The organism is Streptococcus sp. UBA632 (assembly GCF_002300045.1).
In the GTDB taxonomy this organism is placed as follows: Bacteria; Bacillota; Bacilli; order Lactobacillales; family Streptococcaceae; genus Streptococcus; species Streptococcus alactolyticus.
Window position 1 is genome coordinate 29,287 of sequence record NZ_DBPA01000053.1, and the last position, 25,331, is coordinate 54,617.

Annotated in this window: 25 protein-coding genes and 4 pseudogenes; 26 read left to right on the plus strand and 3 right to left on the minus strand. The window is 42.1% G+C overall.

The window, feature by feature from the left end; genetic code table 11:
• The 11 genes and pseudogenes from B3473_RS06395 to B3473_RS06435 form a co-directional block, all read left to right on the plus strand.
• Nucleotides 1-1,017 (plus strand): ATP-binding cassette domain-containing protein (locus B3473_RS06395; RefSeq protein ID WP_293677981.1); only part of this gene is annotated, 1,017 nt, incomplete at its 5' end.
• Between the two features lie 189 nt (nucleotides 1,018-1,206).
• Nucleotides 1,207-1,653, plus strand: coding sequence for a MarR family winged helix-turn-helix transcriptional regulator (locus tag B3473_RS06400; protein ID WP_154454253.1), 447 nt, complete (start codon nucleotides 1,207-1,209; stop codon nucleotides 1,651-1,653).
• Nucleotides 1,646-3,394: pseudogene (locus B3473_RS06405) on the plus strand (ABC transporter ATP-binding protein). Before B3473_RS06400 ends, B3473_RS06405 begins: the two are co-directional and overlap by 8 nt.
• Complete coding sequence (locus B3473_RS06410; RefSeq protein WP_264879677.1) at nucleotides 3,394-5,271, plus strand: ABC transporter ATP-binding protein; 1,878 nt, start codon at nucleotides 3,394-3,396, stop codon at nucleotides 5,269-5,271. The pseudogene B3473_RS06405 and the gene B3473_RS06410 overlap by 1 nt, the downstream one beginning before the upstream one ends.
• Before the next feature lie 154 nt (nucleotides 5,272-5,425).
• On the plus strand, nucleotides 5,426-6,391 hold the full coding sequence (locus B3473_RS06415) for a thiamine pyrophosphate-dependent dehydrogenase E1 component subunit alpha (protein WP_154454250.1): 966 nt from the start codon (nucleotides 5,426-5,428) through the stop codon (nucleotides 6,389-6,391).
• 27 nt (nucleotides 6,392-6,418) lie between these two features.
• Nucleotides 6,419-7,423, plus strand: a complete 1,005-nt coding sequence (locus tag B3473_RS06420) for an alpha-ketoacid dehydrogenase subunit beta (RefSeq protein WP_154454249.1) — start codon at nucleotides 6,419-6,421, stop codon at nucleotides 7,421-7,423.
• Between the two features lie 53 nt (nucleotides 7,424-7,476).
• Nucleotides 7,477-7,605 (plus strand): annotated as a pseudogene (locus tag B3473_RS07380) (biotin/lipoyl-containing protein); the annotation flags it as partial.
• 192 nt (nucleotides 7,606-7,797) lie between these two features.
• Nucleotides 7,798-8,805 (plus strand): annotated as a pseudogene (locus tag B3473_RS06425) (dihydrolipoamide acetyltransferase); the annotation flags it as partial.
• A gap of 20 nt (nucleotides 8,806-8,825) precedes the next feature.
• A pseudogene (locus B3473_RS07385) lies at nucleotides 8,826-9,084 on the plus strand (biotin/lipoyl-containing protein); the annotation flags it as partial.
• A 122-nt stretch (nucleotides 9,085-9,206) separates the two neighbouring features.
• Nucleotides 9,207-10,586, plus strand: a complete 1,380-nt coding sequence (gene lpdA, locus B3473_RS06430; protein ID WP_373875657.1) for a dihydrolipoyl dehydrogenase — start codon at nucleotides 9,207-9,209, stop codon at nucleotides 10,584-10,586.
• A 10-nt stretch (nucleotides 10,587-10,596) separates the two neighbouring features.
• On the plus strand, nucleotides 10,597-11,586 hold the full coding sequence (locus B3473_RS06435) for a lipoate--protein ligase (RefSeq protein ID WP_154454247.1): 990 nt from the start codon (nucleotides 10,597-10,599) through the stop codon (nucleotides 11,584-11,586).
• Nucleotides 11,587-11,634: 48 nt separating this feature from the next.
• Here the strand turns inward: B3473_RS06435 and B3473_RS06440 are convergent, their stop codons facing one another.
• On the minus strand, nucleotides 11,635-12,417 hold the full coding sequence (locus B3473_RS06440; RefSeq protein ID WP_154454246.1) for a protein-ADP-ribose hydrolase: 783 nt from the start codon (nucleotides 12,415-12,417) through the stop codon (nucleotides 11,635-11,637).
• A 145-nt stretch (nucleotides 12,418-12,562) separates the two neighbouring features.
• On the opposite strand from B3473_RS06440, the gene B3473_RS06445 reads away from it, so the two are divergent.
• The 13 genes from B3473_RS06445 (at nucleotide 12,563) to B3473_RS06505 (ending at nucleotide 20,510) form a co-directional block, all read left to right on the plus strand.
• Nucleotides 12,563-12,853 carry a rhodanese-like domain-containing protein gene (locus B3473_RS06445; RefSeq protein WP_154454245.1) on the plus strand — a complete coding sequence of 97 codons (291 nt, stop codon included), beginning with the start codon at nucleotides 12,563-12,565 and terminating at the stop codon, nucleotides 12,851-12,853.
• Between the two features lie 77 nt (nucleotides 12,854-12,930).
• Nucleotides 12,931-13,398 (plus strand): GNAT family N-acetyltransferase, encoded by a 468-nt coding sequence (locus B3473_RS06450; RefSeq protein WP_154454244.1) that lies wholly within the window; start codon nucleotides 12,931-12,933, stop codon nucleotides 13,396-13,398.
• Nucleotides 13,399-13,575: 177 nt separating this feature from the next.
• The gene (locus B3473_RS06455; RefSeq protein ID WP_154455041.1) at nucleotides 13,576-14,760 is read left to right on the plus strand and encodes an Mbeg1-like protein; all 1,185 of its coding nucleotides are present in this window, start codon (nucleotides 13,576-13,578) and stop codon (nucleotides 14,758-14,760) included.
• Nucleotides 14,761-14,918: 158 nt separating this feature from the next.
• Entirely contained in the window at nucleotides 14,919-15,314 is a 396-nt protein-coding gene (gene nmlR / locus B3473_RS06460; RefSeq protein ID WP_168260903.1) for a stress response transcriptional regulator NmlR, read from the plus strand.
• Between the two features lie 18 nt (nucleotides 15,315-15,332).
• Nucleotides 15,333-16,178: an aldo/keto reductase gene (locus tag B3473_RS06465; protein WP_293677989.1), complete on the plus strand. Its 846-nt coding sequence runs from the start codon at nucleotides 15,333-15,335 to the stop codon at nucleotides 16,176-16,178.
• Nucleotides 16,179-16,216: 38 nt separating this feature from the next.
• Complete coding sequence (locus B3473_RS06470; protein WP_235280928.1) at nucleotides 16,217-16,540, plus strand: carboxymuconolactone decarboxylase family protein; 324 nt, start codon at nucleotides 16,217-16,219, stop codon at nucleotides 16,538-16,540.
• 15 nt (nucleotides 16,541-16,555) lie between these two features.
• A complete protein-coding gene (locus B3473_RS06475; protein ID WP_235280927.1) occupies nucleotides 16,556-16,993 on the plus strand; it encodes a cupin domain-containing protein in 438 nt (145 codons plus the stop codon).
• Nucleotides 16,994-17,035: 42 nt separating this feature from the next.
• Entirely contained in the window at nucleotides 17,036-17,893 is an 858-nt protein-coding gene (locus tag B3473_RS06480) for a hypothetical protein (protein ID WP_293677992.1), read from the plus strand.
• 70 nt (nucleotides 17,894-17,963) lie between these two features.
• Nucleotides 17,964-18,464, plus strand: coding sequence for a YkgJ family cysteine cluster protein (locus tag B3473_RS06485; protein WP_154455045.1), 501 nt, complete (start codon nucleotides 17,964-17,966; stop codon nucleotides 18,462-18,464).
• 122 nt (nucleotides 18,465-18,586) lie between these two features.
• Nucleotides 18,587-18,796 carry a helix-turn-helix domain-containing protein gene (locus B3473_RS06490; protein WP_204984551.1) on the plus strand — a complete coding sequence of 70 codons (210 nt, stop codon included), beginning with the start codon at nucleotides 18,587-18,589 and terminating at the stop codon, nucleotides 18,794-18,796.
• A gap of 214 nt (nucleotides 18,797-19,010) precedes the next feature.
• Complete coding sequence (locus tag B3473_RS06495) at nucleotides 19,011-19,472, plus strand: LysR substrate-binding domain-containing protein (RefSeq protein WP_154455047.1); 462 nt, start codon at nucleotides 19,011-19,013, stop codon at nucleotides 19,470-19,472.
• A 98-nt stretch (nucleotides 19,473-19,570) separates the two neighbouring features.
• On the plus strand, nucleotides 19,571-19,825 hold the full coding sequence (locus tag B3473_RS06500) for a hypothetical protein (RefSeq protein WP_235300358.1): 255 nt from the start codon (nucleotides 19,571-19,573) through the stop codon (nucleotides 19,823-19,825).
• On the plus strand, nucleotides 19,809-20,510 hold the full coding sequence (locus B3473_RS06505) for an NmrA family transcriptional regulator (protein WP_235281068.1): 702 nt from the start codon (nucleotides 19,809-19,811) through the stop codon (nucleotides 20,508-20,510). The genes B3473_RS06500 and B3473_RS06505 overlap by 17 nt, the downstream gene beginning before the upstream one ends.
• A gap of 133 nt (nucleotides 20,511-20,643) precedes the next feature.
• On the opposite strand, the gene B3473_RS06510 is transcribed toward B3473_RS06505, so the two are convergent.
• Entirely contained in the window at nucleotides 20,644-21,315 is a 672-nt protein-coding gene (locus tag B3473_RS06510) for a Crp/Fnr family transcriptional regulator (protein WP_154455048.1), read from the minus strand.
• A 51-nt stretch (nucleotides 21,316-21,366) separates the two neighbouring features.
• Nucleotides 21,367-22,263 carry a LysR family transcriptional regulator gene (locus B3473_RS06515; protein WP_154455049.1) on the minus strand — a complete coding sequence of 299 codons (897 nt, stop codon included), beginning with the start codon at nucleotides 22,261-22,263 and terminating at the stop codon, nucleotides 21,367-21,369.
• A 115-nt stretch (nucleotides 22,264-22,378) separates the two neighbouring features.
• Between B3473_RS06515 and B3473_RS06520 the strand changes: the two genes are divergently transcribed.
• Both B3473_RS06520 and uvrC read left to right on the plus strand, forming a co-directional pair.
• The gene (locus tag B3473_RS06520) at nucleotides 22,379-23,401 is read left to right on the plus strand and encodes a YeiH family protein (protein WP_154455050.1); all 1,023 of its coding nucleotides are present in this window, start codon (nucleotides 22,379-22,381) and stop codon (nucleotides 23,399-23,401) included.
• Between the two features lie 114 nt (nucleotides 23,402-23,515).
• Nucleotides 23,516-25,303 carry an excinuclease ABC subunit UvrC gene (gene uvrC, locus B3473_RS06525; protein WP_269725792.1) on the plus strand — a complete coding sequence of 596 codons (1,788 nt, stop codon included), beginning with the start codon at nucleotides 23,516-23,518 and terminating at the stop codon, nucleotides 25,301-25,303.
• Nucleotides 25,304-25,331: the final 28 nt, after the last annotated feature.

Consider the following 25,331-nt stretch of genomic DNA (forward strand, 5'->3'; position numbering starts at 1 on the left):
CGCCGCAAACAATTAGAGAAAATGGAACGTTTGGATAAACCAAGCGCTGGGCAAAAATCAGCCCATATGACCTTCCACGCGGACAAGGTTTCAGGAAATGTGGTCTTGACCGTCACAGATATGGCAATTGGTTACGACAATCATATCTTGTCTGAGCCGATTAACATTGACGTTAAAAAATGCGATGCCATTGCCATCGTCGGACCAAATGGTATTGGTAAATCAACCTTGATTAAGTCTATCGTGGGGCAAGTGCCATTTATCAAGGGAACTGCTACTTACGGTGCCAATGTCNNTCTCACGCGGACCAACACCGTGCTGGACGAATTGTGGAATGATTTTTCAACCACGCCAGAAGTGGACATTCGTAACCGTCTGGGAGCTTTTCTTTTCTCAGGAGATGACGTCAAAAAATCAGTTGCTATGCTATCAGGTGGCGAACGTGCTCGCTTGCTTCTTGCGAAATTGTCAATGCAGAATGACAATTTCCTTATCCTAGATGAGCCAACTAACCACTTGGATATTGATAGCAAGGAAGTTTTGGAAGATGCCTTGATTGATTTTGATGGCACCCTTCTCTTTGTCAGTCACGACCGTTATTTCATTAACCGCGTGGCAACAAAAGTGCTGGAAATCTCAGAAGAAGGCTCAACCCTTTATCTTGGTGATTACGATTATTACCTTGAGAAAAAGGCAGAGCTGGAAGAATTGGCCCGTCTAAAAGCCGAAGAAGGGCAAGAAAAGCCTGCGGAAGTGTCTGAAAAAGCACCAACCAATGATTACCATGCCCAAAAAGCCAACCAAAAGGAACTCCGCAAACTCACTCGCCGCATTGCTGACATTGAAAATCAATTGGAAGACATTGAAAACAAGGAAGAAAGCATTAACCAAGCCATGCTTGCCACAAATGATGCTACGGAGTTGGTTGACCTGCAAAAAGAATTGGATGCCTTGAGCGAGCAACAAGAAGTCCTCATGTCAGAATGGGAAGAACTCAGCGAACAAGTCGAAGGCTAGTATCAGAAGTCTGAACTTGCATACAAAAAACAAATGGAGTCGATTTGGCTCCATTTTTCATATCCAACTCTTTGTAGAAATAAATAGATAGCAGGCTATTGGTTTTCGGAAAATCATTTTGTATAATCATTAGTGAGAGAAATGTTTGGAGACGTTTTTATGCGTTTTTGAGCACATTTGGAGGTAAGGATGGAAACGAAAAACGCGCCTTATGGCTGGTTAGTCAAGCGAATCGCACACCGTTTGGAGCAAAACATGAACCATTTCCTAAAGCCGTATAATATTACGATTATGCAGTCTTGGATTTTACTTTTTCTGAAGAAAACGGAAGCCAGTTATACCTACAAAGAATTGGAAAAAGAATTTGAGGTATCGCAGCCAACTATGGCGGGCTTGTTGGCACGCTTGAATCAGAAAAACATGATTCTCATCAGCCAAGATGAGAAGGACAAGCGGATTAAACGGGTTCGTATTTCAGACGATGGGAGCGCTTTGATGGAGAGATTGAAGGCTTACTTGGACGATTCGGAATGTGAAATTATTGGCAACTTTAGTCAGGAAGAACAAGAAACCTTCCATGTCTTGTTAGAAAAAGCCTACTATAATGTCGTAGAAAGAGGTGACGAGAATGATTAAGACGCTGCTTGCACACGTTAAGGAGTACAAAAGACCGTCTTTGCTAGCGCCCTTGTGTGCTGCTTTGGAAGTCTTTTTTGATATGTCGATTCCTTTTGTTATCGCCCAATTGATTGACCAAGGGATTCAGGCGGGTAATATGGCTGTCGCTATGAAATTTGGCTTGTTAATGCTATTTCTAGCCATTTGTGGTTTGACAACTGGCTTTTTAGCTGGGAAATTTGCGGCAGAAGCTTCGGCTGGTTTTGCGGCTAATTTACGTGAGGGGATGTACGATAATATTCAGACCTTTGCCTTTTCTAATATCGATAAATACAGCACGGCTGGTTTGGTGACGCGGATGACAACGGATGTCACAAACGTCCAAAATGCCTACCAAATGATTATCCGTGTGGCAGTCAGAGCACCTTTAACCGTGATTTTCAGTATGTTTATGTGCTTTGTGGTTGACCGTCGCTTGAGTATCATGTTTTTGATTGCGGTAGTGATTTTAGCAACTTCGCTCTACTTTATCATGCGCAGAGCCATGACGAGTTTTAATTACGTTTTTCGTAAATACGATGAACTCAATGCCAGTGTTCAAGAAAATATCTCTGGTATTCGCGTGGTAAAAGCCTTTGTGCGCGAAGATTATGAAAATAAAAAATTCACCAAGGCAGCAGAGAACATTTACCAGCTTTTTGTTAAGGCTGAAAAAATTGTCATTTTCAATAACCCAATCATGATGTTTATCATCTTCGCGTGTATGATTTGCTTGTCGTGGTTTGGGGCACACTTTATCGTGGCAGGAAGCTTGACCACAGGGGAATTGACGTAGCTCTTTTCGTATATCTTTGCCATGATGATGTCTTTGATGATGTTGTCTATGATTATGGTCATGATTTCCATGAGTACGGCCAGTGCTGAGCGGATATCAGAAGTGTTGACGGAAAAAGCAGATATTGTGAATCCTGAAAATCCATTGATGGAAGTGCCAGATGGCAGCATTTGTTTTGACCATGTGCATTTTTCGTACAAGCATGGTAGTGGTGAGGAAGTGCTATCTGACATTGATTTGTCTATTGCATCGGGTGAGATTATCGGTGTTATCGGTGGTACAGGTTCAGGAAAAACCTCATTTGCAAACTTGATTTCCCGTCTTTACGATGTGGATGCTGGTTCCGTTACTGTGGGTGGTCATGATGTCCGCCAATACGATTTGGAAGTTTTGCGTGACCAAGTTGCCGTTGTGTTACAAAAAAATATCCTCTTTTCAGGAACTATTTTGGATAATCTTCGCTGGGGAAATGAGGACGCGACGGAAGAAGAATGCATTGAAGCTTGTCGCCAAGCCTGTGCGGATGAATTTATCGAGCGTTTCCCTGATAAATACAATACGTGGATTGAGCAAGGTGGTAGCAACGTATCTGGTGGGCAAAAACAACGCCTTTGTATCGCACGTGCTTTGTTGAAAAAGCCAAAAGTCTTGATTTTGGATGATTCAACCAGTGCCGTTGATACAGCGACAGATGCCAATATCCGTCGTTCCTTTGCTGAAACCATTCCTGGCACAACTAAGATTATTATCGCTCAACGTATCTCAAGTATCCAACATGCTGATAAAATCTTGGTGCTTGACGGCGGTAAGATTTCAGGATTTGCCAGTCACGACGAATTACTCAAAACCAATGCTATTTACCGTGAAATCAATGATGTGCAACAACAAGATGATGGAGATTTTGATATGGAAGGTGGTGCCTAATGTCCCAAACACAAAAAGAAGTGAACAAACAAGACACTCTAAGACGGGTCTTGGCCTATGTTTTTAGCAACTACAAATGGCATTTTTTGCTGGTGCTATTGCTGATTTTGGTGACGGCACTGTGTATGGTACGCTTTAGTTTGTTCATGCAAACCTTGATTGATAGCTACATCACCCCTCTTTTAGCTGCCCAAAATCCTGATTATTCAGGATTGGCACGGGCTATTTTTCGCTTGATTTTGGTTGGTATCGTGGGGGTTTTAAGTTCTTACGGTTACAACCGTTTGATGGTTTACGTTGGGCAAGGAACCATGCGTCGCATTCGTTTGGACCTCTTTACCCATATGGAGCGTTTGCCAATTAAGTATTTTGATACCTATGCTCATGGGGATATCATGTCTATCTACACCAACGACGTGGATACGCTGCGTCAATTGATTGGTCAAAGTATCCCGCAAGTGGTCAATTCAACCTTTTCTATCGTGGTAACCTTTACTAGCATGCTTATGTTGAGCTTTCCTTTGTCCATGCTATCGCTTGTCATGGTGGCTATTTTGCTGCTGGTAGCTCGTCAGATTGGCACACGTTCGTCTAAACATTTCCACCAACAACAAAACGATATTGGTCGTGTCAATGCCTTTATCGAAGAAATGATGACAGGGCAAAAGGTGGTTAAGGTCTTTAATCACGAGGAGCGTGCCAAGGCTGATTTTAGAACCATCAATCAAGAATTGCGATACTCTGCCACAAGTGCCAATATTTATGCCAATATTTTGATGCCAGTGTCGGCTAATATCGGGCATATTTCTTACGTGCTTTGTGCCATGTTGGGTGCCTTTTTAGCCCTAAATGATCACGCCAGCTTGTCTTTGGGGACCTTGGTGTCTTTCCTAGCCCTAAACCGTAGCTTTACCAACCCAATTACACAAATCAGCCAACAAATCAACTCGGTTATTATGGCGATGGCGGGTGCTGACCGTGTCTTTACCTTACTTGATGCTGATGTGGAAGGGGACGAAGGTTATGTTGAGCTGGTGAATGCCAAGGTGGACGCTGCTGGTCACATCCAAGAGGTGCCAGAAACCACAAGTATGTGGGCATGGAAACACCCACACGAGGATGGTACGGTGACCTACCACAAACTTGAAGGTGGCGTGACTTTCTCAGATGTAACCTTTGGTTACAACGACCACAAGATGGTCTTGCATGATATCAATTTGTTTGCAGAACCTGGGCAAAAGATTGCCTTCGTCGGTTCAACTGGATCTGGGAAAACCACTATTACCAACTTGATTAACCGTTTTTACGATATTCAAAAAGGGAAAATCCATTACGATGGTATCAACATCCGCAAAATCAAGAAAGCAGATCTTCGCCATAGCCTAGGGATTGTGCTTCAAGACACACACCTCTTTACAGGAACGGTGATGGACAATATTCGTTATGGTCGCCTGACGGCATCAGATGAGGAGTGTATCGAGGCCGCTAAATTAGCCAATGCTCATGACTTCATCAAACGCCTGCCGAAAGGTTATGACACTGTTTTGACTGGTGATGGTAGCAATCTTTCACAAGGGCAATGTCAGTTGCTAGCGATTGCGCGTGCGGCGGTAGCCAATCCACCAGCCTTGATTTTGGATGAGGCAACCTCTTCTATTGACACACGGACAGAAGTGCACGTCCAAGAAGGGATGGACGCTCTCATGAAAGGGCGCACAACTTTTGTTATTGCCCACCGTTTGTCAACGGTTCGCAATGCTGATTGCATCATGGTGCTTGAGCGTGGTCGTATCATCGAACGGGGTAACCATGATGATTTGATGGCGCAAAAAGGACGCTATTACCAACTTTATACAGGAAACGCAATTAGCGACTAACCCATCCAAACAACCTTTGAAAATGGCTGAACTGTTTTCAGGGTTGTTTTTTTCTTTAAATCGTTTTCAAAAAAGCGGTTAAATAATTTGTGATTTGACCAATAATAGCTTATGATAAATAAAATAAGACATGGAAATTTTGGAGGGCAATCAGATGAATTTGTCACGTGAAAACTATATAGAGATGTATCTAAAAATGCAGCGCATTCGTGAGTTTGACCTGCGCATCAATAAACTCGTCCGCCGAGGCTTTGTGCAAGGCATGACGCATTTTTCTGTGGGGGAAGAAGCAGCTAGTGTTGGGGCTATGGCTCACTTGACCTATGATGATATTATTTTTTCAAATCACCGTGGGCATGGGCAGTGTATTGCCAAGGACATGGATTTGAATAAAATGATGGCCGAATTGGCAGGCAAGGTGAATGGGGTATCTAAAGGTCGTGGGGGCTCGATGCACCTAGCGGATTTTGAAAAAGGCAATTACGGTACCAATGGTATTGTAGGGGGTGGCTATGCCCTAGCTGTTGGTGCTGCCCTGACACAAGACTACAAGCAAACAGGCAATATTGTCGTGGCTTTTTCGGGTGATGGAGCAACCAACGAAGGGTCTTTCCATGAATCCGTGAACCTAGCTGCCACATGGCACTTGCCAGTGATTTTCTTTATCATCAATAACCGTTACGGTATTTCGATGGACATCACAAAAGCAACCAACACCCCTCACCTTTACACGCGTGCGGAAGCTTACGGCATTCCAGGTTTTTACTGTGAAAATGGCAATGATGTGTTGGCGGTTTACGACACGATGGGCAAGGCGGTTGCGCATGTGCGTGCTGGTAAGGGACCAGCCATCGTGGAAGTAGAATCTTACCGCTGGTTTGGGCATTCAACGGCCGATGCTGGAAAATACCGCAGCAAGGAAGAAGTCGATGAGTGGAAGAAAAAAGACCCGCTGGTCCTCTTTCGCACCTATTTGACGGACAATCACTTGGTTGACGCTGAAGCATTGGATGCTTTGGATGCTCAAGTGGTCAAAGAAATCGATGACGCTTACGCTTTTGCTCAAAATAGCCCTGAGCCAGATTTAGCAGTGGCATTTGAAGATGTTTGGGCTGACTAGGCATTTGCATCAAAAAGGAGAGAGATAATGACTGAAACAAAACAAATGGCCTTTCGTGAAGCCATTAATCTTGCGATGGCTGAGGAAATGCGCAAAGACGACATGGTTTTTCTCATGGGTGAGGACGTCGGGATTTATGGTGGTGACTTTGGAACGTCTGTAGGTCTGATTGAAGAATTTGGTGCCAAACGAGTGAAAGACACACCGATTTCAGAGGCGGCGATTGCAGGGAGCGCTATTGGGGCTGCTATTACAGGTCTGCGTCCTATTGTGGATGTGACCTTTATGGATTTCATCACCATTGCCCTTGATGCCATTGTTAATAACGGTGCTAAAAACAATTATATGTTTGGTGGTGGTCTAAAAACACCCGTGACCTTCCGTGTGGCCTCTGGTTCTGGCATCGGCTCAGCTGCCCAACATTCGCAATCGCTAGAGGCTTGGTTGACCCATATTCCAGGCATTAAGGTGGTTGCACCAGGAACGGCTAACGATGCTAAAGGGCTCTTAAAATCAGCCATTCGAGATAATAATATTGTCATTTTCATGGAACCAAAAGCCCTCTACGGCAAAAAAGAAGAAGTGAGTTTGGATGTTGAGGAGTATCTACCACTTGGTAAGGGTGAGATTAAGCGTGAAGGAACAGATGTGACAATTGTGTCTTATGGCCGAATGTTGGAGCGTGTGCTGCAGGCAGCTGACGAGGTGGCACAAGATGGTATCAGCGTTGAAGTGGTTGACCCAAGGACCCTTATCCCGCTTGATATGGACCTGATTATCCAGTCGGTTAAAAAGACAGGACGCCTCATGTTGGTTAATGATGCCTACAAAACAGGTGGCTTTATTGGGGAAATTGCTGCGCGGGTGACTGAGAGTGATGCTTTTGATTACTTAGACTATCCTATCGTGCGACTGGCTAGTGAAGATGTGCCAGTGCCTTATGCTCGCGTCTTGGAAGAAGGTATTTTACCAGATGTGACAAAGATTAAAGCTGCTCTGTATCAAATGGCACGCAATGGACGCGACAACTAAGGGAGGTGTGGCCTGTGGCAAAGGAAATTATTATGCCAAAACTCGGCGTAGATATGCAAGAAGGTGAAATCCTAGAGTGGAAAAAAGCCCAAGGAGATAGTGTCCAAGAGGGCGATATTTTGCTTGAAATCATGTCTGACAAGACCAATATGGAAATCGAAGCTGAGGATTCAGGAGTTCTTTTGAAAATCGTGCATCCTGCGGGTGATGTTGTGCCTGTGACCAAAGTAATCGGATACATCGGTGCAGCAGGTGAAGCCCTTCCTGATTCTGTGGGAGAGGAGACGGCTAGTCCAAGTCCGTCAACTCAGGAAGCGCCAGCCCAATCCTTGTCAGGTGTGTCAGCGCCAGCTATTGCCCCTAAAAAAGTGGATAATGGCAAGGTTCGTGCGACCCCAGCTGCTAGAAAGCTAGCGCGGGAGCGAGGGATTGACCTTGAAAAAGTGACGGGAAGCGGTGCCAATGGGCGTGTGCATGAAGCAGATGTGCAGGCCTTTAAGGCAGTGCGCGTGACACCTTTGGCTCGCAAGATTGCGCAAGATAAGGGCGTTGATTTGAATACTTTGGTTGGTACAGGGGAGCGTGGCAAAATTACCAAAGAAGATGTTTTAGCCAGTGTGCCAGCAGAAAAAGTGGCTACTTCGCAAAAAACACCTCTTGCTGTGAATCAAGCCCAAGACGGCGTTGAAGTGATCAAGATGTCTGCTATGCGTAAGGCTATTTCAAGAGGCATGACCCAATCTTATTTCACGGCGCCAACCTTTACCTTAAATTACGATATCGACATGACCAATCTCATAGCGCTGCGTCAGCAATTGCTTGAGCCAATCAAGACCAAAACAGGTTACAAGGTGACCTTTACCGATTTGATTGGGCTTGCTGTAGTTAAAACCTTGATGAAGGAAGAACACCATTTTCTTAACGCTTCTTTGATACATGATGCGCAAGACATTGAACTCCATCATTTTGTGAATTTAGGAATTGCCGTTGGGCTTTCAGACGGCTTAGTGGTACCTGTGGTTCACGGTGCAGACCAAATGACTTTGTCAGAATTCGTGGTGGCTTCAAAAGACATCATTCAAAAAGCGCAGGCTGGCAAATTAAAAGCGGCAGAAATGTCAGGATCAACCTTCTCAATCACTAATCTGGGGATGTTTGGCACTAAATCATTTAACCCCATTATCAACCAGCCAAATTCGGCTATTTTAGGTATTTCAGCGACGATTGATACGCCAGTAGCATATGAAGGTGAGGTGGTTATTCGTCCTATTATGGGAACGAGTTTGACCATTGACCACAGGCTAGTGGATGGCATGAACGGTGCCAAATTCATGCTGGATTTGAAAGCACTTCTTGAAAATCCTTTGGAATTGCTCATCTAATTAACAGAAAGGAAAAAGCAATGGCAGTAGAAATTATCATGCCCAAGCTCGGCGTTGACATGCAAGAGGGCGAAATCTTAGAGTGGAAAAAAGCCGAAGGGGATCCTGTGAACGAGGGCGATATTCTCCTTGAAATCATGTCTGACAAAACCAATATGGAAATCGAAGCCGAGGATTCAGGGGTACTTTTAAAGATTGTGCATCCTGCAGGCGATGTTGTCCCTGTCACAGAAATCATTGGTTACATTGGTGCTGAGGGTGAGGCCGTCGAATCAAGTCTGCAAAGGACAGCCGATAAAGCTGTCTCAGACCTAACTGCAGCAGGCTTGGTCGTTCCGCCAGCCGTTTCAGTGGTCAAAACCAACCATGACAAAGTGTTGCTGGCAGCTGAGGAATACGATATGATTGTCGTCGGTGGCGGTCCTGCAGGTTATTATGCCGCTATTCGTGGGGCTCAATTAGGAGCTAAAGTAGCCATCGTTGAAAAATCTGAATTTGGTGGTACCTGCCTCAATGTTGGCTGTATTCCAACCAAAACTTATCTCAAAAACGCTGAAATTTTGGACGGACTCAAAATTGCTGCTGGACGCGGAATAAACCTCGCCTCAACCAATTACAGCATTGACATGGATAAAACCGTTGATTTTAAAAATTCGGTTGTTAAAACCTTGACAGGCGGTGTTCGTGGGCTCTTGAAGGCTAACAAGGTTACTATTTTTGATGGTCTTGCTCAGGTTAATCCAGATAAAACCGTAACCATTGGCTCTCAAACCATTCAGGGGCACAGTATTATTTTGGCGACAGGTTCAAAAGTATCGCGGATTAACATTCCAGGTATTGAGTCACCTCTTGTTTTGACCTCTGATGATATTTTAGATTTGCGAGAAATGCCTAAGTCACTAGCTGTTATGGGTGGTGGCGTTGTTGGAATTGAACTTGGTTTGGTGTGGGCGTCTTACGGTGTTGATGTCACTGTTATCGAAATGGCAGACCGCATTATTCCAGCCATGGATGAAGAAGTGTCTCAAGAATTGCAAAAAATTCTCACTAAAAAGGGCATGACCATCAAGACCAATGTTGGCGTAGCGGAAATCAAGGAAAGCAATCACCAGTTGACCTTGACCCTGACAAATCACGAAAGTATTCAAGTTGAAAAAGCCCTGCTATCTATTGGACGCGTTCCACAAATGCAAGGACTTGAAAACCTCAATCTGGAAATGGAAGGCAACCGCATCAAAGTCAATGCCTACCAAGAAACCTCTATCCCAGGCATTTACGCTCCAGGTGATGTCAATGGGCAAAAAATGCTGGCGCACGCTGCTTATCGTATGGGCGAAGTGGCTGCTGAAAATGCTATTCGTGGCAATCATCGCAAAGCCAACCTCAAATACATCCCAGCAGCTGTTTATACCCATCCAGAAGTTGCCATGGTTGGTCTGACGGAAGAAGCGGCACGAGAACAATACGGCGATGTTTTAATTGGCAAATCAAGCTTTGCTGGCAACGGACGAGCCTTAGCATCTAACGAAGCGCAAGGTTTTGTCAAAGTCATTGCAGACCGCAAATACCATGAAATTCTTGGCGTTCACATTATTGGACCTGCTGCAGCCGAACTCATTAACGAAGCCGCAACCATTATGGAAAATGAATTGACCGTTGATGATGTGGCGCAAGCCATTCATGGACACCCAACCTTCTCTGAAAATATGTACGAAGCCTTCATGGATACTATCGGAGAAGCCATTCACAACCCACCAACACCTCGCCATTCTCAAAGATAAGGACCATTAGATGAAATACATTATCAATCATTCTCACAATCCAGCCTACAACATTGCCTTGGAAGCCTATGCTTTTCGTGAATTATTAGAAGAAGATGAGCTATTTATCCTGTGGATTAACGAGCCAACTATTGTTATCGGCAAGCATCAAAATGCTATTGAGGAAATAAATAAGGCTTACACAGATGAGCATGGTATCCATGTGGTGCGGCGTTTGTCAGGTGGCGGAGCCGTTTACCACGACCTCAACAATCTCAATTACACGATTATTTCCAACAAATCTCAAGAAGGGGCTTTTGATTTCAAGACCTTTTCTCAGCCTGTTATTGCCACTTTGGCGGATCTCGGCGTGACGGCAACTTTCACAGGACGAAACGACCTTGAGATTGACGGCAAGAAATTTTGTGGTAATGCCCAAGCTTACTACAAGGGGCGAATGATGCACCACGGTTGCCTGCTCTTTGACGTGGATATGACCGTTCTTGGCAATGCCTTGCAGATCTCAAAGGATAAAATCCAATCCAAAGGTGTGAAGTCTGTGCGTGCGCGTGTGACCAATATCTTGGATGAATTGCCTGAAAAAATCACGGTTGATGATTTCTCAGAAAAATTGCTCAACAAAATGCGAGAATTGTACCCTGACATGACCCAATACCATTTTTCAGAGCAGGAATTGCAAACCATTCAGACTTTGGCAGACCAACAATTTGGCACCTGGGATTGGACCTACGGCACAGCTCCTGAGTACACAATCAAGCGCTCGGTTCGCTACCCATCAGGTAAACTAACCATTTATGCTGACATAGACAAATCCATCATTCAGGGCATTAAAATCTACGGTGACTTCTTTGGCATCAAAGACGTTTCAGATATTGAGAAAGCCCTTATTGGCCTTCGCTATGAGTATTCAGACGTCCTAGCTAAACTCCAAACCATAGACACAAGCCTTTACTTTGCCAATATCAGCCCAGAAGACATTGCCAAAGCCATTGTTGAGTAAGAAAAAACCGTTAGCTATTGCTAACGGTTTTGAGGTTGATGATTGGAATCAATTCAACAACTTTTGATAAATATGGCGTTCTTTATCGTTATTGACGGCAAAGATGACTTTTTTGACAAAGTGGCTTTGTTCTAAGAATTGTTTGGTTGTTTGGACGGCGACTTCGGCGACATTTTCATCGACAAAATGCGGGTCCTTGCTAGAATTAATCGCAGGTAGTGCCACGGATTCTAGCTGATTTTTCTCAGACAAGCCCAAGCAAGCCAAATAGGTTTGCGTCAGCAAATCCTTAGACATGGGGGTCAGAGGTCCGCTGAGATTAGGGCTGACGGTGTGTAGGACAAATTTGGCAGGCAGATTGTAAGCGGGTGTGATTTTGGCTGTTCCTGTTGGTTCTTCATAAGGCTGTTGCTCCATGAGATTGTAACAATCTTGTCGCAGCTGAACACCCGCATAAGTGTGGATGGCATTTTCCGAGCAATTATGCAAAGGTTCAAAGCAGCCTAGCAGATGACGACTCGCCGTATTAACAATACCGTCAACTTTTAGCCGTGTAATATCCCCCTTCCAAACGTAAAAACGCTCATCGTTGGGAACAGTGTGTAAGTGGTTGAGAAAAACCACTACACGCTCTGCCGCTTTTAATTGCAAATAATCGTTTTGAACAGAGAGGAAGTGCCGAGATGTCGCCATTGGAGGACGAACATTTAATAGAGCACGCAATAAGGACTCTTGACCTGACAAATCCTCTGGAATATGAATTGCTTTGTATTGCGAATTTTCCTTTAGCAAGTAGCCTAAGAGATAATTAACCATTTCTTGTTTAGTCATGAGGCCTCCTTTATGAACGCATAAACGTTACTAAGGATAAGTATAGCACCTTTTTGACAAAATGGCATTAAGAAATGCAAACGATAACACAAAAAACATCTTTTTATGTTAATAAATGAGAATAAAAAAGGAGATAAGATGCATTATGATTAAAACCATTACAACACAGGACCTGAAAGAAAACCTGCAAAGACAACAATGTCATGTGCTTGATGTCCGTGAGCCAGACGAATATGCCACAGGGCACGTGCCAACGGCGGTTAATTTACCATTGAGTGAATTGGTCGAACGGTACCAAGAATTAGATAAGGACATGCTTTATTATGTGATTTGTCAGATCGGTGGGCGTTCTGAGCGGGCAAGTTTGTTTTTGGACCAAGAAGGTTACCAAGTCGTAAATGTGCTAGGAGGAACATCCGCTTGGCCAGGGCATTAGAAAAATAAGCTCTGCCGTAGTTACAAGCCACAAAGAAGATGGTATAATAGATAAAACGAGATATGGGGGAGTTAGACATGACCATTAGACCTGCGACAAGTGCTGATATTCCAAGCTTAATGGACCTTTTGCAACAAGTTTTGTCCGTACATCATGCAGTAAGACCTGATTTGTTCCAAGCTAAAGGTGTGAAATACACGGAGCAAGAATTGGCAGATCTGCTTTCTGATGATAAGCGTCCTATTTTTGTCTATGAAGGCGAAGAGGGCAAGGTGTTGGGGCATATGTTTACTATCATTGAGGAAGCGCAAGCGCCAAAAGTTCCTCACAAAACCTTGTTTATCGATGATTTGTGTGTGGACGCGGCAGCGCGTGGGCACAAAATTGGGGAGCAGTTGTACCAGTTTGCCTTGTCTTATGCGAAAGAGATTGGTTGCTACAACGTGACCTTGAACGTTTGGAATGCCAATGAAGCGGCTCTGCGTTTTTACCAACATCAAGGCATGACCCCGCAAGAAACCCGTATGGAACACATTATCAAATAAGCTGACAGTTAGGAGCAGCCCTAACTGTTTTTTTGCCATTTTTTGAAAATACATGAGAAAAACATGAAAAAAATACAGTTAAAATCCATCTTTTTTTCAAAAATATGAGATAATAGGAGTGTAAACGATTGCCCATTGAGCAGCAATCAGATGGCGTGTTTCGCAAAAGGGGGACTTATGGGGACAATAAACGATTATGTGACGCAACATCAAGACAAGACTTTCGAGGCTTTTCCACTTAATGAGGCGGATAAAATGTGCATAAATGAGTTGGGTTATTTTTGTTTTGAAGAACTGGATGCCAGTATCGATGTGACCAAGGATGTCTTGGTGCAAGAAGTTTTTCGTCCGTATAGCACGGGGGAAAAGACCTTGGACCGCAATTTTTTGGCGACTAAATCACGTATTGATTTGCTAAAAACAGTGGCGGAATCGGACCGTTTTGCGGATTTGCACGTGTCTTATTATGTCAATGATGTGGACGAAGAATACGAAAGACAGTTTGCGGCAATGGTCTTTAGTTTACCTCAGTTAGATTATCGCCAACTGGTTTTTCGTGGGACTGATGACACCTTGATTGGTTGGAAGGAAGATTTCAAATTGAGTTATGTGCGAGAAATCCCAGCTCATCGTTCGTCTTTGAAATATTTGGAAGAAATTTTAAGTGAGAATGCGGGTTCTTTTACCTTGTCAGGGCATTCTAAAGGTGGCAATTTAGCCCTATACGCGGCGGCCAATGTGCGTCCTGACCTTCGCTCGCAAATCACGCAGATTTATATGTTGGATTCTCCAGGGCTTAATGAAGCCGACCTTGCAAAAGAAGGTTACCGAGCAATTCGCGATAAGGTGCGGGTTATTCGACCAGAAGAGTCTATCGTTGGGGTGATGTTGTACAATGACATCGAGCCAGTTATCGTTCAAAGTCAAGGTGTGGGCATCATGCAGCACGCTTTGACCAATTGGCAAATGGACGCTGAAACAGGCCAATGGCTAATTGCCGAGCATCCAACAGAATTGAGCCGAAATCTTGAAAAAACCTTTAAACAGTGGACGGATGATTTATCAAGCCAAGAATTAAAACTCTTGTTTGATACCTTGTTTGACACCCTCATGTCCAGTGGCATTACCAGTATCAACGATTTGGCGGTTAATCGAGAATTTGTGTCGAAACTCTCTGCTAGTCTGACCTCCTTTCACTCTATTGGAGCAGAGAAGAAGCTTCTCCTAGCCAAGTCGGCCAAGCTCTTTTTGGGGGCTTTTATGGGACACAGTAAATTAGCTACCTTGACTAAAGACAGAGGCAATTTGTCCCTGCCTGATTTGAATCGTTTCCGCGACTATTGGGACGATAGAAGAGAGTGATGAAATTGTTTAGCACTTAGATTGGTCTGGGTGCTTTTTTTGGTGTTCCAGCCTATTTTAGAAAACGATTATATTTTTACTAAAAAGTTCCTTTTTGGGCTTGACTTGGAGTGTACTCTAAGGTATATACTGAAGGTAACAAAGAGAGGAGATGACCTATGAATATCAAAACCGTTAGCGAGCAGACAGGGATTTCGGCAGATACGATTCGTTATTATGAGCGGATTGGCTTGATTCCACGCGTCAAACGTCAGGCGTCGGGCGTTCGTGATTTTTCAGAACGTGACATTGCGGCCTTGGAATTTGTCCGTTGTTTCAGAAGAGCAGGCGTTGGCATCGAATCCTTGATTGAGTACATGGGCTTGGTGGAAGCAGGTGATGGCACCGAACAAGCAAGGCTAGACTTATTAGAAGAAGAACGTGTCAAATTAGAAGCCCGCATTGCCGAATTGCAAGAAGCCCACAGACGACTCAACCGCAAAATTCAAAACTACCAAAACATCGTTCTTAAAAAAGAACAGCATTTGTTTAACGAAGAAATCACAAAATCTTGATGTGGAAAGGAGAACCTAGTGGAATACAAAACATTATCAAACGGTATTAAAATGCCTATTTTAGGATTTGGAGTTTACCAAATTCCTAATATCGATGAATGCGAGCGTGTGGTTAGTGATGCCATTTTAGTTGGTTATCGTTTAATTGATACAGCTCAATCCTATAAGAATGAAGAAGCTGTTGGAAATGCTATCCGTAAGTCAGGGATTGCACGTGAAAATTTTTTTATCACAACTAAAATTTGGATAAGCAATTATGGCTATGAGAAAGCAAAAGCTTCTCTGGATGCTTCTTTAGCTAAACTTCAAACAAACTATATTGATTTAGTCCTTCTCCACCAGCCATTTGGTGATTATTATGGTGCTTATCGTGCTATGGAAGAGTACTATAAAGCTGGTAAAATAAGGGCAATTGGTATTAGCAATTTTGCCCCTGATCGTATGGCAGATTTAGCTATTTTTGCGGATGTTACGCCTATGGTCAATCAAATTGAGACACATGTCTTTAATCAACAATTGAAAGCCCGTCAGACAATGGATGAATATGGTATTCAAATAGAATCTTGGGGACCATTCGCAGAAGGGCGCAATGATTTCTTTACAAATGAAACACTTGTTAATATTGGGCGAAAATATCATAAATCGGCTGCACAAGTCGCCCTTCGTTATTTGATTCAACGTGATGTTATTGTCATTCCTAAGACCGTGCATAAAAATCGTATGGAGCAAAATTTTGATGTCTTTAATTTTGTTTTAACAAAAGATGATATGGAAGCAATTTTGAAACTTGATATGGGGGAGAGTCAATTCTTTTCCCATGTTGATCCTGAAACAGTTAAAAGGATTAGTTCATTTAAACTTTAAGTGATGTGATTTTACTTTCTACCAGAAAGGAGAGAACAATGACCATTAAACAAACAGCAGGACGTGACCAATTGGGTGATTTTGCGCCAGCATTTGCTCATTTTAACGATGATGTGCTTTTTGGTGAAAATTGGAACGACACGGCTATTGACTTGAAAACCCGCTGCCTTATCACGGTAGTGGCCCTCATGGCACAAGGTATAACCGATAGTTCGATGGCGCATCACCTTGAAAATGCTAAAAATCACGGCGTTAGCAAGGAAGAAATAGCGGCAGTAGTTACCCATGTGGCTTTCTATGCAGGCTGGCCAAAAGCTTGGGCTGTTTTTCGCCTAGCTAAGGACATTTGGCAGGACGATTAAAGAAGGGAGTTTACTATGACGAATACAGAAATGGACAAAGTGGCATTTGATCAGGCAAATGTTTTCGGAAAAGGGCAGGCAAATGATGCTTTTGCACAGTATTTTGACGGGCAATCTTTTCTCAATCCCTTGGTGGATGAGGAGTCGCCTTTATTTCTCGCAAATGTGACCTTTGAGCCTGGTTGTCGCAATCATTGGCATATTCATCAAGCAGATAAGGGTGGCGGTCAGGTATTGATTTGCACAGCTGGGCAAGGTTGGTATCAAGAAGAAGGCAAGGAAGCGGTAAACCTTGTGCCAGGCAAGGTCATCGTCATTCCAGCTAACGTTAAACATTGGCATGGCGCTAAAAAGAATGCTTGGTTTAGCCATATTGCCATCGAGGTGTCTGGTAATAATACCAAAACCATCTGGCTGGAGGCCGTTAGTGACGCAGATTACAAGACCCTTTAATCTTGCCGTGACAATTTAGCATTAGCGTGTTACACTAAAATCATGAAACACACTGCTCACACTCATATCGTCAAGGCAGGGCATTTTCTGAAACTATTCAAAAATGATGCCCAGTTTAGCACACCTATTTTTCGTCGGGATAAAAAACGCAAAAACCTACAATTTGTTATTGTTTTTAAAGATGCAAACGGATCTTACGCCCTTAATCATTCGCAGCAAGGGTATAGCTCGTACCTCAAGCGCCTCAAAACATTTAGTCAAAAGACGCTTTATCAAGGTATCTTGTCTGTGCCGGCAAAAGCGCGTGCGAGTGTTCAGGTTTTGCAGGTGCCAAGTGACCGAAAAGTTCGGGCGTCGGACGTTACCTATTATTCGGACGCTGAGATTGAGGCCATTTTGTCTAAGAAAAAGGTTATAGAAGAAGTCTATGATCCCTTTCGTGATGCTCATTCGGTAGTATTTCAGCAGGATACAAAAGCTTCTGAGATGACCTACGAAGATTACCAAGGCATCCAAGATTTTCACCCTTTTTTGACGCTCAAGGACCAAGCGACCGAGGTGTTTTGTACCTATCAAGACCACAACAAAAACCAAGCCATTTCCTTGAGTTTAATGGGGTGGTATTATCTGGGGCAACAATTAAAAATCAGCTGGAAACCTAATTCTCAGCCCAAAGCACGTTGGCGTTCATCCTTGCTTGCCATTGACAAAAAGACCAAGCGTTATTTCTTTCAGGGCAATATTTACCAAGAAAAGGGCACCGATCCTGTCTTTTTGGAAAATCTGACCTTTCAGCCACAAAAAAGCAGAGCTAATAGCCAAGCCGTGGCTGCAGAATTTCAGCGCCTCATCCAAGAAATAAAGCAACAGGAGCGTGCTGCTCTCTTGACGCGTCGCTAAAATGGCGGTTGAGTCTTTTGTGATTTATGCTATAATGATCTCTGATTGAAAATTGTTAGAAAGTGCAAAAATGACAGAATTGGATATTGAGCGTTACCACGAATTGGCTCAGCAAAAGCAAAAAGAACACCGCAAATTTTTAGCAACCCTCAAGAAAAAAGCCCCTAAAAACCTTGACAAAATCACGCAGGAAATCCACACGGAAGTCTTTCAAGAGATTGATTGCACCCAGTGTGCGAATTGTTGTAAAAGTCTGGGACCGCTTTTCACTGAAGCAGATATTACCCGCATTTCAAAGGCTTTTCGCATGAAATTATCAGTCTTTGAGGACGCTTATCTTCGTGTTGACGAGGACGGCGACAAGGTTTTCCAAAGCATGCCTTGCCCTTTCCTAGGCAGCGATAATTTGTGTACCATTTACGATGTCCGTCCCAAAGCGTGCCGTGAATTTCCCCACACCGACCGTAAAAAGATTTACCAAATCAATAACCTTACTATTAAAAATACCCTCTTTTGCCCCGCCGCCTATCTTTTCGTTGAAAAACTCAAGGAGCGATTGGAGGGGAGATAATTAACCAAAACTTTTTGAACTGTTTCGTTTCAAGAGGTTTTTATTATAATTTTATTAGGATTCTAATTATTTGCAATACCTCATGATATAATAGAATAACTAAAAATGAAATGAGAATTTCTATGCATATTGAAAAATTAAAATACTTCATAGATTTGTATGAATGTAGAAATTATATAGAAACAGCTCGTAAAAACTTTATTTCACAAGCATCTATTAGCCAATACATTTCTTCACTTGAAAAAGAATTTAACACGAAATTTTTTGATAGAAGTGTGACTCCTATTCAACCAACTTTAGCTGGAAAAATGCTATATAATAATGCAAAATGATGTTAAAGCAGTATGAAGAAACAAAAATTCAAATACAACATTCAATAAATACCTTGAAGCCAAGACTCAGTATTGCCTATACTTCTTTATATGATTTAAGATTACCCCTACCTTTTATCTCCTATCTTAAAGAAATTGGCTTTCCTATCAACATTCAATTAAAAAAGTAGAAGGAAAAAATATTGAAACCTATGTTACAAAAGATATTTCTGATTTGGCATTATCATTTGGAGAAGAATTTACCAGTAAAAACATTTCAAAATTAGTGATAAAATCAGGTAGATATAATGCATTGGTCGCTCAGGGACACCCACTATTTGATTATCAGGTTATTAATGTTTCGGAACTGTATCAGTATCCTTTGTTAATGTTGAGTGAGGAGAGCATGGGTAAAAGTTATGTCATTATGAAAGAACGTTCGCTAAAAGATGGCTTTTATCCTAATATTGCTAGGACGGTTGATGATTTTGAAGAAAGTTTCTTTTATATATTATCAGAACAACTTATTGGATTTGGAACAGATGATTTTAATTTATCTAAATTAGATGGAATGATTCGAAGCATTCCGATTGAAGGTAGCTGGCATACTTATGAAATTGTTCTAGCTTATCAAAAAGATTCTAAAAATCAAACACTTATTGATTTTCTAACCATTTTTGATAATTCCTTATTATGATTTCTAATGGGCCATAAAAAAATAGGATTGAATTTTAGATAGCGTTTACATTATAATAAAACTAACAATAAAGTAAATATCTTTTAAGGAGAAGTATTATGACAAAAATTGTTGTTAATGGTGTTGATGGAAACTTTGGCTCACAAGTCGCTAAACATATTCAAAATTTGTTACCAAAGGACGATTTATTATTTACTGCACCTAGAGAGGAAGCATTAAAACCTTATCAAGAACAAGGTATTAAGACAGCAGTAGCTGATTTTAACTCATTGGAGAATCTTGTAAAAGTGTTTGAAAATGCAAATAAAGTACTTCCGATTTCAATGCCTTTTGTTGGTGAAAAAACGTTGTAAAGTTCATCAAAATGTAGTTGAAGCTTGTGTTAAAGCAAATGTTAGACAAATTGTATACACCTCAGTACTTTCAGATAGTCACCCACTTAATCCAAGTATTGAAAATATAGACCATAGTTTTACAGAAGCTATCATTCAGAATTCACCATTAGACTACATTTTCCTTCGTAATTCTTTATTTGCAGAAGCTTTTATTAGTGATTATTTAAGAGCAGTGGATGCAAAAGAAGAGGTTATTTCTAAAAATATGGGCGATGGTCGAGTTTGGTTTATTTCTCGTCGAGATGCAGCCTTTGCTGCGAGTTGTGCCCTTTCCAATGACCTTCTTCATCGTGAAGTATTGAATATTAATGGTATTGAACCGATTTCTTATCAAAACTTTCTAGACATTGCCAATAAGGCAACAGGAAATCATATCGCATATAATAAATTAACAGACGATGAATTATATGCCTATTTCGATTCTATTGGAGTTCCAAGAGATACTGACGGTGACTTTAGTAAGAGTCCTATCCAAGCTACATCAGAAGGTATGGTAAGTTTTGGTACAACAGTGACAGAAGGCTTTTTAGATGTTCCAGTTAGTGATTTTGTTAAATTGACAGGACGTAAACCACTTAGCCTATCAGAGATGTTTGAAAATGTGGACGATTATTTACTAGGAGAGCGTCATACTGTAGAATAATTTTTGTCGGTTAACAATGAACAGCTGGAGTCAGATGACTTCAGCTGTTTGTTTATATGACTTTCAGTCCATCACGCTATCAAGCTGTCAGAAGCAAAAAAATCATGATCACCCATTAACGGGTAGTCATGATTTAGTAATCAATTTTTTGTTCTTCGGTGATGAGGTTTGTCATTTTTTGGGGATTGATGATGCGAATTTGGTGGCCAACCTTGTCAATCAGGCCTTCTTCACGCAGGGCTTTGACCATGCGGGCAATTGTCACAGAATGCATACCAAGATAGCTGGCGATTTCTTGGTAAGTAAAGACAGTGTCGAGCAACAGCTCGCCAGAAGGTTCTTGCTCAGCTTGGTCCATCAAAAAGCGGCTGAATTGCACAAGGGCAGGTTCGTTTTTGCTGCTATGAAAATGCTCCATCAAATACACCAAGTTTTCAGTGAGGGTATTGACCATCAGCGCTGTGATAGATGGAAAACCGAGCAATTCCTGAAAACTGCGGTTTGAAATGCGGTAAGCAACGCAAGGGGTTTTAGCAATGATAGAGAAGGTCTTTTTGCCATAATAATTTAAATTAAAGGTTGTCATAAGGGATGTAAATCCGACAAATTGTTCTCTCTTAAAGTAGAGGTAGGTGGTTTCCTTGCCGTCAAGAGAAATGGACGAGAGTGCGCAAATGCCTGAAGACAGGATGAAGATGTCCCCGTTAGACTCTCCTGCGATGGATGTGGCTAGGCAGTCCCCTTTTTTAAATGTGACCCTCTCCCCATATTGTAAAAGCTCTGTGATGTCAACTGTTGTATGCATATATGCCCTTTCTAAGTTACAAGCTGTGCCCGTTTAATTACTTAGTTTACGTTAATTTTGGTTTTTAATCAAGTCCTTATTTTCTAAAAATAGTTTAAAAATATCTTGGTAAAGTGTTTTAAAATGGCTATTTTTTCGCCAGATAAAAGTAAAATCATGACAAACTGGTGGAATATCAAGGTCGATGGCCACCAATTTTCCAGAAGCCAATTCATTTTTGACCACGCTGCGATAAACAAAACTAATCCCTACATTGTGCGCGACCAAGCTGCGAATCATATTGAGGCTACCAATTTCAGTGACTTGTCGAAAATCATTGATAGATAGGTTGTTTTCTTTGAGAATGAGCGACAGCATTTCACGCGTGCCAGACCCCTGTTCTCTGATGATAATAGGATAATCCAACAAGGTTTCCAAGGTCACAGCTTTGCCATTTAAATCTGACTGCGACGAAGCAACGGCGATGAAGGGCTCTGACGTGTAAGGGAGAAAATCGTATTTTTCCTTAGAGAAAAAGCCCTCGATAATGGCAAAATCAATCTTTCCTTGATCCAGTGCCTTGAGCAAGGACGTGGTATTATTGACCAGCATGTTGAATTGGTATTGGGAATATTGTGAAAAGATGTGAATCAAGGAGTCACACAAGATAAATTCCCCGATGGTGGAAGTGGCGCCAAAATTCAATGGTTTGACATCTTTCTTCAAATCCGATTTGAAATGCTGGATGTCATTGTTGATGGTCATGAGCAAATTCAGCAACTCTTCGCCGTTTTGCGTCAATTGGCAATGTTTTCCTGAAAAGGTGAAGAGCTTGGTTTGATACTCGATTTCCAAGGCTTGAATGTGCTTGGTGACAGCAGGTTGTGTGATGTGAAGTTCCTTGGCGGCTTGGGTAAAGTTCATGGTTTCACATACTTTCATAAACGTAAACACACGATAGTCCAACATGGTGGGATTTGTCCTTTATCATTCTTTTTTGTTATTATATCATAAAAAAGAATAATTTTACATTATAGTTAAGAGGGGGTATAATTATTGTCATGAAAAGGAGTTTGAAACTATTATGACATTTCAGAAAAAAGTTCCCGGTGTTTTATTTTGTACCATTTTAGCCTTGCCAGCTTGGTTTTTAGGGGAAAAATTCCCTCTTGTTGGTGCTCCGGTATTTGCCATTTTGCTTGGTATGATTATCGGTAATTTTCACACTAATCGTGAACAAACGGCGGAAGGGATTGCCTTCACTTCAAAATACGTTTTGCAAATCGCCGTTGTGCTTTTGGGATTTGGTCTTAACTTGACCCAAGTGGTGAAAGTAGGGACAGAATCTTTACCTATTATCATCAGCACCATTTTGGTATCGTTAATCATTGCCTTTCTTTTGCAAAGATGGTTGAAGCTTGACGTCAATACAGCAACCTTGGTTGGTGTTGGGTCATCTATTTGTGGTGGTTCAGCCATTGCAGCGACAGCGCCAGTTATCCAAGCCAAAGACGAAGAAGTGGCTAAAAGTATCTCAGTTATCTTCTTGTTCAACATCTTGGCAGCCTTGATTTTCCCAACCCTTGGGGAATTGCTTCACTTGTCAAACCACGGTTTTGCGGTCTTTGCAGGTACAGCCGTTAATGATACCTCATCTGTAACAGCGGCTGCAACAGCTTGGGATGCTGTACACGGTTCAAATACACTTGACGGAGCAACCATTGTTAAATTAACACGTACATTGGCTATTATCCCGATTACCTTAGGTTTGTCATTTTACAGAGCTTACAAAATGCAAAAAAATGGTGGAGAAGCTAAACAAACCTTCCAATTGCGTAAATCTTTCCCAACCTTTATTTTATTCTTCTTGATGGCATCAATCATCACAACAATTGCCAGCAGCATGGGTGTTGACACTGTGATTTTTGATAACTTGAAAGTTCTTTCAAAATTCTTCATCGTTATGGCTATGGGAGCTATTGGTTTGAATACCAACCCTGTGAAATTGGTCAAAACTGGTGGACAAGCCATCATGCTTGGGGCTATTTGTTGGGTAGCAATTACTTGCGTGAGCCTCTTCATGCAACATTCTCTAGGTATTTGGTAATTTTTGACAAAAATCTGAGTCGAAAGGCTCAGTTTTTTTGTGCCCAAAACGCCTGACGTGGCTTTTGTGAGCTTATGTTATCCTATGAGTCCTGAATTTGTTATAATAAAGGGTATGAACGAACTGATTAAACACAAATTACAATTATTGCCAGATAGTCCAGGATGCTATATCCACAAAGACAAGCATGGCAAGATTATTTATGTGGGAAAGGCTAAAAATCTGAAAAACCGTGTTCGGAGTTATTTCCACGGTAGCCACGATACCAAGACGGAATTATTGGTGTCTGAGATTGCGGATTTTGAGTATATTGTGACAGGGTCAAATACTGAAGCCCTATTGCTTGAAATCAATCTCATCCAAGAAAACCAACCCAAGTACAACATTCGGCTAAAAGATGATAAGTCTTACCCTTTTATCAAGATTACGGTCAACGAGCAATACCCACGATTGCTCATTACGCGTCAAATCAAAAAAGACGGTGCCATGTATTTTGGCCCCTATCCTGACTCGGGGGCGGCAAATGAAATCAAACGGCTTTTGGACCGCATTTTCCCCTTTAAAAAATGCACCAATCCAGCCAATAAAGTTTGTTTTTACTACCATTTAGGGCAATGCAACGCCCACACGATTTGCCATGTGGATCACCAGTATTTTGTTGATATGGCGCAAGACGTCAAGCATTTTCTTAATGGTCAAGACGATAAAATTGTCAACGAACTCAAGGCAAAAATGCAAGCAGCTTCAGATGAAATGGCTTTTGAGCGTGCGGCAGAATACCGTGACTTGTTGCAGGCCATCTCGACCTTGCGCACTAAACAACGGGTGATGAACCAAGACATGATGGACCGTGATATTTTTGGGTATTATGTCGATAAAGGGTGGATGTGCGTCCAAGTTTTCTTTGTTCGTCAAGGCAAACTCATTCAGCGGGATGTCAATATGTTTCCTTATTATGACGAGCCTGAGGAAGATTTCTTGACTTATGTGGGGCAATTTTACCGTGACAAGAAGCACTTTGTACCCAAAGAAATCTTCATTCCCAATGACATTGACGAGGACTTGGTTAAGGCTGTGGTAGATGCTAAAATCGTCAAACCGCAACGAGGTGAGAAAAAGCATTTGGTCAATTTAGCGACAAAAAATGCCCGTGTCAGCCTGCAACAAAAATTTGATTTGCTTGAAAAAGACATGAAAAAGACCTACGGTGCTATTGAAAATATTGGAAACTTGTTGCATATTCCAAAACCTGTTCGCATCGAGGCTTTTGATAATTCCAATATTCAAGGAACGAGCCCAGTGTCTGCCATGGTGGTCTTTATTAACGGTAAGCCAAGCAAGAAAGATTACCGCAAATTCAAAATCAAGACGGTTGTGGGGCCTGATGATTATGCCAGTATGCGCGAAGTGCTTTACCGCCGTTACCACCGCATGATGACAGAAGGGCAAACACCGCCTGATTTGATTATCATTGATGGGGGACAAGGTCAGGTCAATGTGGCGCGTGATGTCATTGAAAAGCAACTTGGCTTGTCTATTCCCATCGCAGGTTTGCAAAAAAATGACAAACACCAAACCCATGAATTGCTATTTGGTAATCCCTTGGAGGTGGTTCCTCTCCCACGCAACTCAGAAGAATTTTTCCTTTTGCAACGTATTCAAGACGAGGTGCACCGCTTTGCCATTACCTTTCACCGTCAAGTGCGCAGTAAAAATTCCTTCTCATCTAAGTTGGATGGCATTGCAGGTTTGGGACCAAAGCGCAAGCAATTGCTCATGAAACACTTCAAGAGTCTTGCCAATATTCAAAAAGCAGATGTGGAGGCTATCAGGAAGTGTGGCATTCCGCAAAACGTAGCGCTCGCAGTCAAGGAACGCCTTCAAGAAGAAACAGAGGCTTAATGGTGTTTTTAGATTGTGTTATCGCCTA

Excerpts from the sequence above, each read along its gene's own strand:
- B3473_RS06400 (WP_154454253.1), top strand. The coding sequence starts at position 1,207 with ATGGAAACGAAAAACGCGCCTTATGGCTGGTTAGTCAAGCGAATCGCA.
- B3473_RS06410 (WP_264879677.1), top strand. The coding sequence starts at position 3,394 with ATGTCCCAAACACAAAAAGAAGTGAACAAACAAGACACTCTAAGACGG.
- B3473_RS06415 (WP_154454250.1), top strand. The coding sequence starts at position 5,426 with ATGAATTTGTCACGTGAAAACTATATAGAGATGTATCTAAAAATGCAG.
- B3473_RS06420 (WP_154454249.1), top strand. The coding sequence starts at position 6,419 with ATGACTGAAACAAAACAAATGGCCTTTCGTGAAGCCATTAATCTTGCG.
- lpdA (WP_373875657.1), top strand. The coding sequence starts at position 9,207 with ATGATTGTCGTCGGTGGCGGTCCTGCAGGTTATTATGCCGCTATTCGT.
- B3473_RS06435 (WP_154454247.1), top strand. The coding sequence starts at position 10,597 with ATGAAATACATTATCAATCATTCTCACAATCCAGCCTACAACATTGCC.
- B3473_RS06440 (WP_154454246.1), bottom strand. The coding sequence starts at position 12,417 with ATGACTAAACAAGAAATGGTTAATTATCTCTTAGGCTACTTGCTAAAG.
- B3473_RS06445 (WP_154454245.1), top strand. The coding sequence starts at position 12,563 with ATGATTAAAACCATTACAACACAGGACCTGAAAGAAAACCTGCAAAGA.
- B3473_RS06450 (WP_154454244.1), top strand. The coding sequence starts at position 12,931 with ATGACCATTAGACCTGCGACAAGTGCTGATATTCCAAGCTTAATGGAC.
- B3473_RS06455 (WP_154455041.1), top strand. The coding sequence starts at position 13,576 with ATGGGGACAATAAACGATTATGTGACGCAACATCAAGACAAGACTTTC.
- nmlR (WP_168260903.1), top strand. The coding sequence starts at position 14,919 with ATGAATATCAAAACCGTTAGCGAGCAGACAGGGATTTCGGCAGATACG.
- B3473_RS06470 (WP_235280928.1), top strand. The coding sequence starts at position 16,217 with ATGACCATTAAACAAACAGCAGGACGTGACCAATTGGGTGATTTTGCG.
- B3473_RS06475 (WP_235280927.1), top strand. The coding sequence starts at position 16,556 with ATGACGAATACAGAAATGGACAAAGTGGCATTTGATCAGGCAAATGTT.
- B3473_RS06480 (WP_293677992.1), top strand. The coding sequence starts at position 17,036 with ATGAAACACACTGCTCACACTCATATCGTCAAGGCAGGGCATTTTCTG.
- B3473_RS06485 (WP_154455045.1), top strand. The coding sequence starts at position 17,964 with ATGACAGAATTGGATATTGAGCGTTACCACGAATTGGCTCAGCAAAAG.
- B3473_RS06490 (WP_204984551.1), top strand. The coding sequence starts at position 18,587 with ATGCATATTGAAAAATTAAAATACTTCATAGATTTGTATGAATGTAGA.
- B3473_RS06500 (WP_235300358.1), top strand. The coding sequence starts at position 19,571 with ATGACAAAAATTGTTGTTAATGGTGTTGATGGAAACTTTGGCTCACAA.
- B3473_RS06510 (WP_154455048.1), bottom strand. The coding sequence starts at position 21,315 with ATGCATACAACAGTTGACATCACAGAGCTTTTACAATATGGGGAGAGG.
- B3473_RS06515 (WP_154455049.1), bottom strand. The coding sequence starts at position 22,263 with ATGTTGGACTATCGTGTGTTTACGTTTATGAAAGTATGTGAAACCATG.
- B3473_RS06520 (WP_154455050.1), top strand. The coding sequence starts at position 22,379 with ATGACATTTCAGAAAAAAGTTCCCGGTGTTTTATTTTGTACCATTTTA.
- uvrC (WP_269725792.1), top strand. The coding sequence starts at position 23,516 with ATGAACGAACTGATTAAACACAAATTACAATTATTGCCAGATAGTCCA.